10 protein-coding genes are annotated in these 14,026 nt (G+C 62.3%); 2 read left to right on the top strand and 8 right to left on the bottom strand.

All coding sequences use genetic code 11. The features are described from left to right. Positions 1-51 precede the first annotated feature (51 nt). From BISU_RS01435 to hisS, 6 genes are all read right to left on the bottom strand, one after another. Positions 52-1,230 (bottom strand): amino acid ABC transporter permease, encoded by a 1,179-nt coding sequence (locus tag BISU_RS01435; RefSeq protein WP_024463749.1) that lies wholly within the window; start codon positions 1,228-1,230, stop codon positions 52-54. A 14-nt stretch (positions 1,231-1,244) separates the two neighbouring features. Beyond that, positions 1,245-1,922 carry an ABC transporter permease subunit gene (locus BISU_RS01430; protein ID WP_024463748.1) on the bottom strand — a complete coding sequence of 226 codons (678 nt, stop codon included), beginning with the start codon at positions 1,920-1,922 and terminating at the stop codon, positions 1,245-1,247. A gap of 128 nt (positions 1,923-2,050) precedes the next feature. Beyond that, positions 2,051-2,899: a glutamate ABC transporter substrate-binding protein gene (locus BISU_RS01425; protein WP_404801777.1), complete on the bottom strand. Its 849-nt coding sequence runs from the start codon at positions 2,897-2,899 to the stop codon at positions 2,051-2,053. A gap of 187 nt (positions 2,900-3,086) precedes the next feature. Then, positions 3,087-3,896, bottom strand: a complete 810-nt coding sequence (locus tag BISU_RS01420; RefSeq protein WP_033503050.1) for an amino acid ABC transporter ATP-binding protein — start codon at positions 3,894-3,896, stop codon at positions 3,087-3,089. 227 nt (positions 3,897-4,123) lie between these two features. Beyond that, positions 4,124-5,923, bottom strand: coding sequence for an aspartate--tRNA ligase (gene aspS / locus BISU_RS01415; protein WP_024463745.1), 1,800 nt, complete (start codon positions 5,921-5,923; stop codon positions 4,124-4,126). A gap of 86 nt (positions 5,924-6,009) precedes the next feature. Further along, positions 6,010-7,419, bottom strand: coding sequence for a histidine--tRNA ligase (gene hisS, locus BISU_RS01410; protein ID WP_034532907.1), 1,410 nt, complete (start codon positions 7,417-7,419; stop codon positions 6,010-6,012). Between the two features lie 91 nt (positions 7,420-7,510). Here hisS and BISU_RS01405 point away from each other — a divergent pair, with 91 nt between their 5' ends. After that, positions 7,511-8,965 (top strand): DUF349 domain-containing protein, encoded by a 1,455-nt coding sequence (locus BISU_RS01405; RefSeq protein ID WP_024463743.1) that lies wholly within the window; start codon positions 7,511-7,513, stop codon positions 8,963-8,965. Positions 8,966-9,104: 139 nt separating this feature from the next. Here BISU_RS01405 and BISU_RS01400 read toward each other — a convergent pair whose 3' ends face one another. Then, complete coding sequence (locus BISU_RS01400; RefSeq protein ID WP_024463742.1) at positions 9,105-11,696, bottom strand: ATP-dependent Clp protease ATP-binding subunit; 2,592 nt, start codon at positions 11,694-11,696, stop codon at positions 9,105-9,107. A gap of 139 nt (positions 11,697-11,835) precedes the next feature. Between BISU_RS01400 and BISU_RS01395 the strand changes: the two genes are divergently transcribed. Beyond that, positions 11,836-12,834, top strand: a complete 999-nt coding sequence (locus BISU_RS01395; protein WP_024463741.1) for a universal stress protein — start codon at positions 11,836-11,838, stop codon at positions 12,832-12,834. 42 nt (positions 12,835-12,876) lie between these two features. Here BISU_RS01395 and BISU_RS01390 read toward each other — a convergent pair whose 3' ends face one another. Beyond that, the gene (locus BISU_RS01390; RefSeq protein WP_024463740.1) at positions 12,877-14,025 is read right to left on the bottom strand and encodes a DUF3027 domain-containing protein; all 1,149 of its coding nucleotides are present in this window, start codon (positions 14,023-14,025) and stop codon (positions 12,877-12,879) included. Position 14,026: the final 1 nt, after the last annotated feature.

Genomic DNA, 14,026 nt, shown 5'->3' with positions numbered 1-14,026 from the left:
GCGCCATCTACTCAGTGCCATCTACTCAGTGCCGCCCATTTTCTCGCCGGTCTAATCCTCTTTGCGTTTGTCTCCGTCGAGTCCGGGAATGATCGGTTTGAGGAAGTCGGGAATCTGCAGGGATCGCACGTCGATCTGGGTTTCCGGATGCGTGAAATCGTAGCCCTGAACATACTCGACATGCTGCCAGTCCTGAATCGCAGCATTCGAACCCTGGTAGCGCACGTGATGCTGGAGCGGAGCGCCGCCGAAGGGCAGCTCCTCGCTTTCCTTGGCGACCGCTATCTGGCTGCGGTTGGACGCGTCCAGAATCGCGATGGGAGCAAGCGGCTCGGGCCCGGCGTCACCTGTGGTGCGCCGCTGCATGCGAGTGGGAAGCCATTCCGCGAACTTCGACAGCAGCCAGCAGATGATGAAGTAGATGACCGTGACGACGACCAGGGCCTGCAGAATATTGAAGTAGGAGGAGCCGAGTCGGCGGGCCTGCTGCAGCAGATCGGTGTAGACGATGATCGAGCCCAGCGCGGTGTCCTTGAGCACCACGACGAGCTGGGTGACGGCGGCGGGCAGCATGGCGATGATGGCCTGCGGCACCTCCACCGACAGCAGGGAGCGCAGCGGGCTCATGCCCAGCGCGGTCGCCGCCTCACGCTGGCCCTTAGGCAGGTTGCCCACGCCCGAACGCACCAGCTCGGCGATCACCGAACCGTTGTACAGAATCAATCCCAGCACGACCGCATAGAAGGCGGCCTGCTCGGAAATGCCCATCGCCGAGAACCAGCGCCAGAAGAAGATCATGAACATCAGCACCGGCACGGCCCGGCAGAACTCCACCACGACCGAGCATATGGCGCGCACCGGCCACGCGGGCATAAGCCGCCCGATGCCGAAGATGACGCCGAAGATGACAGAGCCAATCACCGCGATAATCGACGCCTTGAGCGTGCCGAGAAGACCGGGCAGGTAGAAGTTGATCCACGCATCACTCGACAGCGCGGGCTTCCACAGCTCGGCGCTCAGCTGGTTCTGCCCCTGAGGAGGCTTGTGCAGGCGCATAAGCACGAGCACTGCAAGAGCCACGAATACCAACACGCCAAGCACGTTGGCCACTGCGATCTTGCGCTTGGCGCGCGGCCCCGGCTCGTCGAACAGCACCGACGCGGAAACGCTTTTCTTGCGCCGGCGCGGCTGCGATTGCACTGCCGGCACGGAAGAAGCTGCGCTCGTCATATTCGATTCTCCACTCATCGTCTCACCGCCAGTTTGTTCGAAAGCCATGTGGTCAGCAGCCCGATCGGAATGATCAGGATGACGTAGCCAAAGGCGAAGATAAGGAATATGGTGATGATCGCGTTGGCGTTGTCCTCGATCATCGAACTCATCAGGCTCGAGCTCTCGGTAGCGACGGATGCGGCTGCAGCGACCGTGGAGTTCTTCAGCAAGGCGATGAAGGTGTTGCCCAGCGGTGCCACGGCCCCGCGGAAGGCCTGAGGAAGTATGATCTGCGTGGCCGACTGCACGAATCCCAAGCCGAGCGAACGCGCCGCCTCGGATTGGCCCAGCGGCACGGTGTTGATGCCCGAGCGCAGCGACTCGCACACGAAGGCCGCCGTATACAGGGTGAGACCGGTGACCGCGAGCCAGAAGAAGTTCGTGTCGAAGTTGTTCGAGAACTGAAACTTGAGCTGGCCGAAGACGCCCAGCACCATGAACACCATGATGATCGTCAGCGGCATGTTCTTGAAGAACTCCACGTACCCGGAGGCGAACGCCCTGAGCGAGGACACCGGGGAGATGCGCAGCGTGACCAGCAGCACGCCGAGCAGCAGCGAAAACAGCGAGCTCCACAGCGTCAGCTCGATATTGACCACGAACGCGCCCACGATATTGTAATTGCTAAATAGATTGATCAGAACATCCATAGTGCCTCATCCGCGATTCGGCGGCGCGTCATATGCGACGCGCCGCGCAGACCCATCCTCATCCTGTATGCCGTGTGCCGACCCAGCATCGAAAAAGCCATGTCGGCACATGCCCGCAACCGAGCCGCTCAGTCCTGGAGCCAGCTTGCATCGCCGATCTTGGTCGGCGGGTTGAACTTCGCGTTCGGCTTGTAGCCGGTGCCCTTGGTGGCCTTGTCAACGGCTGCCTTCCATGATCCGTCCTTGATCATGTCTTCGATGGCGGCGTTGATCTTCTTGACCATATCGGTCTTGCCCTTCTTCACGCCGATGCCATAGGGCTCCTCGGAGAACGGCGTGCCGAGCACCTTGAGCTGGCCGTTGCCCTTGGCGGCAGCAAGGCCGGCGAGGATGATGTCATCCGTGGTCACCGCGTCCACGGTTCCCGACAACAGCGCGGTCACGCACTCGGCGTATCCCGGCTGCTCCATGAGCTGCGTGTTGTGGGCGAATTCATCCTTGACGTTCTGAGCTGAGGTCGAGCCGGTGACGGAGCACAGCTTCTGGCCGTCCAGCGCCTTCGGTCCGGTGATCTTCTTGTCGTTCGAGCGAACCAGAATGTCCTGCGCCGCCACGAAGTACGGGCCGGCGAAATCGACGACCTTGGCGCGCGCCTTGTTCATGGTGTACGTGGCCACGACCATGTCCACAGTGCCGTTCTGCAGCAGGGTTTCGCGCTGCTTGGAAGGCGCTTCCTTCCATACGATCTGATCGGCGGAATAGCCGAGCTTCTTCGCCACGTACGTAGCGACGTCCACATCGAAGCCGCTGTAGCTGCTGCCCTGCTTGAAACCGAGCCCCGGCTGGTCGACCTTGATGCCAATGGTGATCTTCTTGCCGCCATCGGACGATCCGGACGACGAGCCTCCGCACGCCGCCATCGACGCCATCGTCGCAACGGTTGCCACCGCCGCGATGGCCTTCATTACCTTACCCATGCGCTTCATCATCAGATGCTCGCTTTCTCTTCTTCATTAATTGTTGGATACATGTTGATATTTATCGGTATCGCGAAACCGTCTCGTTCCCCGCCCGTCTCGCCGCAGCCCGGCAGCCAGCCAGGACAATGCATGGCCTGCTGCCGATTACGGCCGTTAAGACGCGAACAGCCTCGCGGATCAGGAATCAGTGCGTCAGGATCTTGCCCAGGAAGTCCCTGGCCCTTTCGCTGGTCGGATTCTCGAAGAACTCCTCAGGCGATCCCTCTTCGAGGATCTCGCCGTCGGCCATGAACACGACGCGGTTCGCGGCCTGACGCGCGAAGCCCATCTCGTGGGTGACGACGATCATCGTCATCCCCTCCTTGGCCAGATTCACCATGACGTCGAGGACCTCGTTGATCATCTCAGGGTCAAGCGCCGAGGTCGGCTCGTCGAAAAGCATGACCTTGGGATGCATGGCCAGCGACCTCGCGATGGCGACGCGCTGCTGCTGGCCGCCTGAAAGCTGCACGGGCAGCTTGCTCGCCTGCGTATCCACGCCGACCCGCGAGAGCAGCTCGATGCCTTCCTTCTCCGCATCGGCCTTGGACGTGCCCCGCACCTTGCGCGGGGCAAGGGTCACATTGTCGAGAATCGTCTTGTGCGAGAACAGATTGAAGGACTGGAACACCATGCCCACCTCGGCGCGAAGCCTGGTGAGCTGCCTGCCCTCCTGAGGAAGCGGCTGCCCGTCGATGAGGATCTCGCCCGAATCGATCGACTCGAGACGATTGATGGTGCGGCACAGGGTAGATTTGCCCGAGCCAGAGGGTCCGATGATCACCAGCACCTCGCCTTTGGACACCGAGAGGTTGATGTCCTTGAGCACATGCAGGTCGCCGAAGTATTTGTCCACATGCCGCAACTCGACCAGCGGACGTTCCGCCGCCTGCCCGGTATGCGTGGCATCGGATTTCGTCAGTTCTTCGACTGTGGTCGAATCCAAAGATGTCATAAGTGTCGCTCCTCTCCTTAAGCACAACTCGCGTTTTAGCCTAGCCAAGAATTATTACGATTAGGTACGAATAAGGCCGGCATGATGTTTTTTGATGAAGTTTCCCTCCAATGAAACACCATGCCGGCCTGAAAATAAAGGCATACGGCTGTATTTTTGTATGCTGTCCAAATTACGAGACAGACACCGCATCATATAGCCGGCCGCCTACGCTGGCCCGTTATGGCTCAGTCCTTGTCCTCGTCCGGGTCGTAGTCGACGCCGGTTTCGGCGCGCTGCGCGTCCGAGATCGGTGCGGGGGCGCCGGTGAGCGGATCGCGGCCGCCGCCGGCCTTCGGGAAGGCGATGACGTCGCGGATGGAATCAGCCCCGGCCAAGATCGACACAGTGCGATCCCAGCCCAACGCGATGCCCGCGTGAGGCGGGGCGCCGTACTTGAACGCCTCAAGCAGGAAGCCGAACTTCTCCTGCGCCTCTTCTGGCCCGATGCCGAGCACGTTCAGCACGCGGTCCTGGATGTCGTCGCGGTGGATACGCACAGAGCCGCCGCCCAGCTCCTCGCCGTTGCACACGATGTCGTAGGAATCGCTCATCGCATGTTCGGGGTCCTTGTCGAAGGTGTCGATCCAATCGGCCGAAGGCATGGTGAACGGATGGTGCATCGAGGTCCACTTGGAGTGGCCGACAGCCACATCGTCGTCATCGGGGTCGTCGGTACGCTTGAACAGCGGGAAGTCAACAACCCAGGTGAACGCGAATTCGTCCGGGTGCAGCAGCCCGGCGCGGCGGGCCAGCTCGACACGGGCGGCACCAAGCAGCAGCTGGGAGGATTCGCGCGAACCCGCGGCGAAGAACACGGCGTCGCCGTCCTCGGCGCCGACTGCGGCCTTCAGGCCGTTGCGCTCGTCGTCGGAGAGGTTCTTGGCGACAGGGCCCTTGAGCTCGCCGTCTGCCGTGAACTGCACGTATGCCAAGCCCTTGGCGCCGCGCTGCTTGGCCCATTCCTGCCAGGCGTCGAACTGGCGACGCGGCGTGGAGGCACCGCCTTTGAACACGATCGCGCCGACATACGGGGCCTTGAACACACGGAACGGAGTGTCCTTGAAGTATTCGGTGAGCTCGACGAGCGGGTTGCCGAAGCGCAGATCGGGCTTGTCGGAGCCGTACTTGTCCATAGCATCCTGCCAGGAGATGCGCGGCAGCGGCAGCGTGACCTCGTAGCCGCGGGTCTTCCAGATGGCGGCGATGACCTGCTCGGCCATGCCGATGACGTCTTCCTGGCTCACATAGCTCATCTCGATGTCGAGCTGGGTGAACTCGGGCTGACGGTCGGCGCGGAAGTCCTCGTCACGGTAGCAACGCGCCAACTGGTAGTAGCGTTCGACGCCGCCGACCATAAGCAGCTGCTTCAACAGCTGCGGCGACTGCGGCAGCGCGTACCACGAGCCCGGTACCATGCGGACCGGCACCACGAAGTCGCGTGCGCCCTCCGGCGTGGACTTGATGAAGGTCGGGGTCTCCACCTCGGTGAAGTCCATATCCTCCAAGGCGTGGCGGGCGGCGCGGGTCATGTCGGAACGCAGCTTCAGGTTGCTTTGCATCTGCGGACGACGCAGATCGAGGTAGCGGTACTTGAGGCGCACATCCTCGCCGGGCAGCTTGTTCTCGGACTCGTTCTCAAGCGCGGTCGAGACCTGGAAGGGCAGCGCGTCGGATTTGGCGAGCACGGTGAGCTCGCGCACCACGACCTCGATCTTGCCGGTCGCCAGATGCACGTTCTCATTGCCTTCGGGACGTTCGCGCACATCGCCGACCACCTGCACGACGAATTCGCTGCGCAGCGGGCGCGCAATCTCCTCATCATTGATGACGACCTGCACCAAGCCGGTGCTGTCGCGCAGATCGATGAAGGCCACGCCGCCGTGATCGCGACGCCGATCGACCCATCCGGCGAGCGTCACCGTGCTGCCGATAAGCGCCTCGGTCACCTCGATGGCATGATGTGTTCTGTAAGCCGTGCGGCTCATGCTGCCTCTATTCCTTGAATCCTTGTCAATCCGTAACATTTTCCATGCCGCGCCTGAAGTGCGGCCGCCTTGCAAAGCCTTGGAAATCAGGCCTTGAGGCTGACGGTTTGCCGAGCGTACACAGTATCCGGCTCCCACGACTTGATATCAGCCGACTGCTGCTCGCCGGACATGATGTCGCGCACCTCGTCGCCGGCCGTTTCACCGTTCTCCTCGTCGCCTTGCGCCGCCTGTGCCGGGAACCAGACATACGGTATGCCGAGCCTGTCCGCATACTTGATCTGCTTGCCGAGCTTCGCGGCCTTCGGCGCGACGTCGGCAGCGATGCCGCGGACACGCAGCGCATTGGCGATGGCGTTCGACTGCGCCCGGTCCGCCTCGTTCCATACCGCCACCAGCACCACGGCGGGAGAGACGCGCGAAGCGTGCGCCCCTGCGGTATGCAGCATATACGACACCAGCCGCGACAGCCCGATGGACAGACCCACTCCCGGATAGCGCTTGGAGCCCTGTGTGGCCAGATTGTCATAGCGCCCGCCGGAGCATATCGACCCCAGGGAATCCGCGCCATCGAGAAAGGTCTCGTAGACCGAACCGGTGTAGTAATCCAGTCCGCGGGCGATCTTCAAATCCGCGATCACCGACCCGGGGCGTATCTTCGCCGCCTCATCCACGATCATCGCCAGAGTATCGAGTCCTTCGCGAGCCAGCGTGTAGGCGTCACTGTCGCGGCTGATGCCTTGGCTTTCGCATAGCGCGTCGAAACGCTCGGCAAGCTCGGCGCCATTGGCGGCAGTCAGCTCGGCAAGCGCAAGACAAGCCCTGGCCTGAGCGACGTTCGCGCCGCAGGTCTCAACCAGCAGCCGTGCCACTTCGTCGGCGCCGACCTTATCGAGCTTGTCGATCTCGCGCAGCACGCCTTCGATATCACTTAAGCCAAGCCCTCGATAGAAGCCTTCGGAGAGCTTGCGATTGTTGGCATGCACCGTGGCCTTAGGCAGACCGAACGTGCGCAGCTCCTCCAAGGCGCTGACCATCACCAGCGGCACCTCAACTTCATAATGCGCCGGAAGATCGCCGTTGCCCACCACATCGATGTCGGCCTGCACGAATTCGCGGAAGCGGCCCTCCTGCGGGCGCTCGCCGCGCCACACCTTCTGAATCTGCCAGCGCTTGAACGGGAAGGCGAGCGCACCCGAATGCTCGACGACATACCGGCTTAGCGGCACGGTCAGGTCGAAATGCAGACCGAGTCGATCCTCGATCGGAGTGTCGGATTCATGGCCGACCTCCTGCAGCCGCGAGAGCAAGTAGATCTCCTTGCTGGTCTCGCCCTTTTTAAGCAGACTCGAGCCTTGCTCCACCGCGCGTGTCTCGATGCCGATGAAGCCATTCAGCTCGAAAACCCTACGTAGCGTATCGATGACGCGCTGCTCCACAACCCGCTCGGAGGGGAGCCACTCCGGAAATCCTGATATTGATGCACCTTTTGACACGATTCCCTATAATAGGTGAAGTCGCGGAAAAACACGGGAACAACTCCCGCGCCTGCGTACCCTGTGCACCACAAGCCGTAAGGAGCTGGCCATGGCCGACGAAACCGTCACCGAACCCGAACACACCCCACAGACCCCTCAACAGGCTCCGACGCCGGCAGCCCCCAAGCAGCCCAGCGCCGCGCCGCAGGCCAAAGCTCCCGTACCCAAGGCCCCTGTACCCAAGCCTCGTATTCCCTCCCCTGCGGCGCTGGCGAAAAAACCCGCGCAGCACAAGGTTCCACTCCCCGCGAGCATCCATTCCCAGGCCGATGTCACGACCGCCGAGTCCTTCGGACGCGTGAATGAGCAGGGCACTGTTTTCGTGCGTGAAGGCGAAGGCGAGCGTGAAGTCGGGCAATTCCCAGGCGCTACCAATGAGGAGGCCCTGAGCCTGTACGCGCACCGCTTCCTTGATCTGAAGGCGAAGCTCGAAGTGTTCGCGGCCCGTCTAGAGGCGACGAACATCAAGCCCAAGGAGATCGACGATTCGATCAAATCCCTTGGCGAGGAGGTCGCGCAGCCTGCGGTCGTCGGCGATATCGCCGCGCTGCAGGCACGTTACGAGGAGCTGAAGAAGTCCGGCGAGGCCAAGAAGGACACATTGGCGAAGGCGCACCGGGAAGCCGTGGCGAAGGCGGTGGCCGAGCGCACCGCGATCGTGGAGAAGGCCGAGGCGCTGACCGCATCTTTGGGAGACAGCACGAACTGGCGTTCGACTGCCGACAAGTTCCGCTCCCTGTTCGACCAGTGGCAGCAGCATCAGCGCACGTCGGTCAAAATCGACAAGGCAGATGCCGACGCGCTGTGGAAGCGCTTCTCTTCGGCGCGCACCGCCTTCAACCAGGCTCGCCGCAAGTGGGCGCAGAACCGCGACAACGAGCGCAACGAGACCAAGCGCCTCAAAGAGGAGATCATCACCGAGGCCAACGAACTCAAGGACTCGACAACCTGGGGCGAGACCTCACGCAAGTTCAACGAGCTTATGGACCGTTGGAAGCAGGCCGGCCGCGCCGGGCGCAACGAGGACGACGCGCTGTGGGCTCGCTTCCGCGAGGCCGCCGATACCTTCTTCAATGCGCGTCAGGCTGATCGCGAGCAGACGAATTCCTCCGAGCGGGAGAATCTGACCAAGAAGGAAGAGCTGCTCAAGAAGGCCGAGACGCTGGTTCCGGTCAAGGATGCGAAGGCAGCTAAGCAGGCCCGTCAGGCTTTGGCCGCCATCCAAGAGCAATGGGACGAGATCGGCTACGTGCCGCGCGAGGATATGCGCCGTATCGAAGGCCGTCTCGACGCTGTCGACAAGCAGATCAAGGCCGTCGAGGATGCCGAATGGAAGAGCCGCGACCCTGAGGCCGATGCCCGAAAGTCGAGCTTCGAGGAGCAGCTGACCGCGCAGCTCGCCGAGCTGGACGAGCAGATCGACGCAGCGAGCGATCCCAAGAAGAAGGCCAGGCTCGAATCCGAGAAGGCCACCAAGGAGCAGTGGCTCAACGCCGTGAAGTAGGGCAGGTCCGTGGCCTTCGGCCATACCCCTGCAACGTGTAAAGGCCGGTCTGCTTACCTGAGATCGATCTCAGGTAAGCAGACCGGCCTTTACACGTGCTGTTCAGGCACCTGCCCGTGCGGACTACTGGCTGCGGCGGCTACTCCTCAGCGTCGTCTTCGGCATGATCCTCGGCGTTGGGAACGTCAGCCGCAACCGGCGCATCGCCCGAGCCGACGGATGCGCCGACCAATTCGCCCTGAGGCTGCGGATCATCGAAGTCCTCGCCTTTGAAGGTGAATTCGCCCAGGATGCCTTCGCCCTCGGAATCGACCAGCACGCGCTGACCGTCTTCGAGCTTGCCCATGAGAATCTGCTCGGAGATGGCGTCTTCGATGTCGCGCTGGATGACGCGACGCAGCGGTCGTGCGCCCAGCAGCGGGTCGAAGCCCTTCTGCGCGAGCAGATCCTTGGCGTTGTCGGTCAGCTCCAGCGACATATGACGCTCGAAGAGACGATCGTTGAGCTGGCTGATGTCCAGGTCGACGATCTGGCGCACCTGCGGCTCAGTGAGCTGCTGGAAGACGATGATGTCGTCCAAGCGGTTGAGGAACTCGGGGCGGAACTGCTGCTTGAGCTCGCTCGTGACCTGATCCTTCATGCGTTGGTAGCTCGTTTCGGCGTTCGATCCTAAGTTGAAGCCGGTGTTGGCCGCCTTCGCGATGTCGCGTGTGCCGAGGTTAGTGGTCAGGATGATGATCGTGTTCTTGAAATCGACCTTGCGTCCCTGGCCGTCGGTCAGATGGCCGTCATCCAGCACCTGCAGCAGCGTGTTGAAGATGTCGGGATGAGCCTTTTCGATCTCGTCGAACAGCACCACGGAGAACGGCTTGCGGCGCACCTTCTCGGTGAGCTCGCCGCCCTCCTCGTAGCCGACGTACCCCGGAGGGGCACCGAAGAGACGCGAGGCCGCGTACTTCTCGGAGAACTCGGACATGTCGACGCGGATCAAAGCGTCTTCGTCATCGAACAGGAACTGCGCGAGCGTCTTGGCCAGCTCGGTTTTGCCCACGCCGGTGGGGCCGGCGAAGATGAACGAGCCTGCGGGCCGCTTGGGGTCCTTAAGTCCCACGCGCGTGCGTCGGATCGAGCGGGACAAGGCCGAAACGGCCTCATCCTGACCGATGATGCGCTTATGCAGCTCGGACTCCATGCCTAGCAGCTTCTTGGACTCGGCTTGGGTGAGCTTGAAGACCGGAATGCCCGTGCTGTTCGAGATCACCTCGGCGATCACGTCCTCGTCCACGACCATCTTGACGTCGGAGCCGCCTTCGCGCCAAGAGGCCTCCTTCTCCTTGCGCTGGTCTTCGAGCTTCTCCTGGCTGTCGCGCAATTCGGCAGCCTTCTCGAAGTCCTGGTCCTTGATGGCCTGATCCTTCTGCTCCGAGATCCTGGCGATCCTCGAATCAAGCTCCTTGAGCTCCGGCGGAGCGGTGAGACGCTTGATGCGCAGCCGTGCGCCAGCCTCATCGATCAGATCGATGGCCTTGTCGGGCAGGTTGCGGTCCTGGATGTAGCGCGAGGAAAGCTCGGCCGCGGACTGCAACGCGCCGTCGGTGATCGTCACATGATGATGGTTCTCATAGCGTTCGCGCAGGCCTTTGAGGATCTCGATGGTCTCGGCGATGGTCGGCTCGTGGACCTGGATGGGCTGGAAGCGGCGTTCCAGCGCGGCATCCTTCTCGATGTATTTGCGGTACTCGTCAGTGGTCGTGGCCCCGATGGTCTGCAGCTCGCCACGCGCCAGCAGCGGCTTGAGCATGTCGGAGGCGCCCAGTGCGCCGTCCGCGCTGCCCGCACCGACGATGGTGTGGATCTCGTCGATGAAGAGCACGATATCGCCGCGCGTCTTGATCTCCTTGAGCACCTTCTTGAGGCGTTCCTCGAAGTCGCCGCGGTAGCGCGAGCCGGCCACCATCGAACCCAGATCAAGCGAATACACCTGCTTGTCCTTCAAGGTCTCGGGCACATCGCCAGCGCTGATCTTCTGCGCGAGCCCTTCGACTACAGCGGTTTTGCCGACGCCTGGCTCGCCGATCAGCACGGGATTGTTCTTCGTGCGGCGAGAAAGCACGACCATGACGCGCTCGATCTCGTTCGAACGCCCGATGACCGGGTCCAGCTTGCCTTCGGCGGCCTCGGCCGTCAGGTTGCGGCCGAACTGATCGAGAATCGCGGAGCCGGTCTGCCGGCCCTTCTCCTGCACGCCGCCGGCATTGGCGAGATCACCCTTGCCGCTGGCGTCCGAAGATGCGGAGTTGCCGCGAATCATGTCGATGGTGGAGCTGCGCAGCTCGCCCAGATCCACATCCATCTTGATCAGCACCTGGGTGCCCACGCCTTCGCCCTCGCGTATCAGGCCGAGCAGGATATGCTCGGTGCCGATATAGCTGTGCCCCAGCTGCAATGCTTCGCGCAGGCTGAGCTCCAGCACCTGCTTGGCATGCGGCGTAAACGGGATATGCCCGTTCGGCGCGGCATTGCCCTTGCCGATCATCTCCTCGACCTGCTTGCGAGTGTCTTCGAGGTTCACGCCTTTCGCGGCGAGCGCTTTGGCGGCAACGCCTTCGCCCTCGCGTATCAGGCCGAGCAGCAAGTGCTCGGTGCCGATATAATTGTGCTGGAGCGCTCTGGCTTCTTCCTGCGCCAATACGATCACACGCCTGGCACGGTCGGTAAACCGTTCGAACATGCTTGTCCTTCCACTTCTTGATAATCCACTTCACTCTACCGATTCGCGGTGACGTTTATTTCCGGGCATCTGCGAATTGCGCTGTGAACGCAACGGCGAGTTAAGATTGAAGACATCAACCGGTATCAAGGAGGACACCATGGATGACAAGCAACAAACGCAAACCACGCGCCAAGGCGACGCTTCTCTCGGGAACGCTGCCGAAACGGATATCGTCGTCGGCGTGGACGGGTCGCCCGAGTCGTTCGCCGCGCTGCGATGGGCGCTGCACGAGGCCGAACTCAGCAGGCAGCATGTCAATGCGGTCTTCGGATGGACGACTTCGTGGGGCATGGGCGGCGAGCCGCAGACCGATGAGGACTGGTTCGCCATGCGTGATCGGATCACAGGCAAGCTGCGGGAATGGGTCGCCGAAGCCTGCCAAGACATCGACATTGACCCTCATGACATCACGCTGACGCCTGTCAGGGCCTCCGGCACGGCGGCGCTGCTGCACATCGGCTCGCAGGCGCAGCGGATTGTCGTCGGACGGCGTTCGCTGGGGCGCGTGATGCGCTGGCTCTCCCCCTCCACTTCCGCAGCGTTGGCTGAGGAGTCGCATGTGCCCGTCACCATCGTGCCGAGCGTGGAAGCCGACGAGGACGCTGTGAGCAACAGCATCGCGGCGGCTCTGGGATCGTCCCGGGATTACGCCACGACGGCAATAAAGCCAGCGCAGGATCAGCCCGTCGTGGCTGCTGTCGATGGCTCCCCCGCCGCGCAGCGCGCATTGCTCCTCGCATCGCGCACCGCGCAGCTGCATCGCGTGCCGCTGCATGTCGTGCTCTGCTGGCAGCTCAAAGAGCTGGGTCCCATACCAGGGTACGAGAATGCGGTCGCGCCGATCGCTGCCGGTCAGGCCCATGCCGAGGAGCTGGTCAAGGACATAGTAGAAACGGCGCACATCCCTGACCTGATTGAGGTTCAGGCGCACGCCTTCCACATTCCTGCGGCCAAGGGACTGCTCAATGCCTCGCGTTACGCCGGACAGCTCATCATGGGCTCCAGGGGTCTTAACGGTTTGGACGCGCGCTTTCTCGGGTCGGTCTCTCGTCAGGTCGTGAGCCTAGCTCAGTGCCCCATCACCGTGGTGCACTGAGCCGAACATCGTTTCTTCTGGCACCAAATCGGTTCCGGCTTCTCATTCGTTGTCGGAGGCTTCTTCGGAAATCTCCGACAACGGCGCCGTTCCCTGCAGTTCAGCGGCATTGGCATCGCTGGCAGCGGCGACATCCGTTTCGCCTATCGCGGCGCGATGCTCTTCGCTCCGGGCATCGGTCGCCGCGGGTTCTAAATCATCGGTGTCCGTGAGCTTCTCGATGAGTTCGACCTCGCTGCGCTCTTCGCGCGGAGCCTGCGCGACGACATCGATGTGCAGGTCATCGAACGCCGGCTCGGATTGGACCCACAAGGGAGCGGTCTCAGGCGGTTCGATCTCCGAATGCTCTCCACAGCCGTGGTCGATGGAAACGACACGTCCATCATCGGGACTCCACTTGTTCGCGCACACACCGAACAGCACGTTGAGGTCGCCCTTGAGCGGAATGAAGAAGCCGCAAGTCGAACAGACCTTGCCCGCAGCCGTCTTCGTAGACAGCGATTTGGGTCCACGCGGGCCCTCATACCAGCGCTTCGCGGTTTCCGAGCGGCCCAAAAGGCTCATCACATGGCGGCGCGACAGATCGAACTCCTCCACCATCTCGTCCACATCCGACTGCGAGGCGGCTGGCTCGGCCTCCTCGCTGCCGGAATCAGCGGCCGCGGCGGTTTGCGCTGCATTCGTGCCGTTCTCCTCGCCCGCAGGGCCTTGGGAGGTTCCGGAGTCCTGCGCCGGATCCGAAGGATCCGCATCGGACGACTCCTCAGCAGAGGACTGTACGTTGGAAGGCTGCGCGTCGGATGGATCTTTTTCTAGCGAAGGAGCGGTCCTGCGGAATCCGTCTTCCAAACGCGGATCATCCGGCTCGGTGCCGATCGAATCGGTCACCGACAGGTCGGCGGCCGTCAGACGATCCTTCCACGGCACCCATGCCGGCGGCCGCAGAGCCGCATCCGTGGGAATCAGCGTGGTCTCGTTAACCGTCCACCGGTCGAGTTCGACATCATGGTAGAGCATGGCCGACCACTGCCATCCTTCATAGCCGCGATTAAGCGCCACGAAACGGAAATCGGTGACGCCGCCATCCATATCGATGGATTCGACGAAGTCGCCGACCAGCTGCGCATCCTGAGCGGCCTCGGCTGCGGCATCGCGGGCGATGCTGCGGGGGTCCTGTGTCGTTTCAGTCATG

This window comes from Bifidobacterium subtile (assembly GCF_000741775.1).
Lineage (GTDB): Bacteria > Actinomycetota > Actinomycetes > Actinomycetales > Bifidobacteriaceae > Bifidobacterium > Bifidobacterium subtile.
Note: the sequence above shows the minus strand (reverse complement) of the source record. Positions and strands in the feature narration are given on the sequence as shown.

Coding starts and splice junctions, on each gene's coding strand:
- BISU_RS01435 (WP_024463749.1), bottom strand. CDS start 1,230: ATGACGAGCGCAGCTTCTTCCGTGCCGGCAGTGCAATCGCAGCCGCGC.
- BISU_RS01400 (WP_024463742.1), bottom strand. CDS start 11,696: ATGTTCGAACGGTTTACCGACCGTGCCAGGCGTGTGATCGTATTGGCG.
- aspS (WP_024463745.1), bottom strand. CDS start 5,923: ATGAGCCGCACGGCTTACAGAACACATCATGCCATCGAGGTGACCGAG.
- BISU_RS01390 (WP_024463740.1), bottom strand. CDS start 14,025: ATGACTGAAACGACACAGGACCCCCGCAGCATCGCCCGCGATGCCGCA.
- BISU_RS01395 (WP_024463741.1), top strand. CDS start 11,836: ATGGATGACAAGCAACAAACGCAAACCACGCGCCAAGGCGACGCTTCT.
- BISU_RS01405 (WP_024463743.1), top strand. CDS start 7,511: ATGGCCGACGAAACCGTCACCGAACCCGAACACACCCCACAGACCCCT.
- BISU_RS01420 (WP_033503050.1), bottom strand. CDS start 3,896: ATGACATCTTTGGATTCGACCACAGTCGAAGAACTGACGAAATCCGAT.
- BISU_RS01430 (WP_024463748.1), bottom strand. CDS start 1,922: ATGGATGTTCTGATCAATCTATTTAGCAATTACAATATCGTGGGCGCG.
- BISU_RS01425 (WP_404801777.1), bottom strand. CDS start 2,899: ATGGGTAAGGTAATGAAGGCCATCGCGGCGGTGGCAACCGTTGCGACG.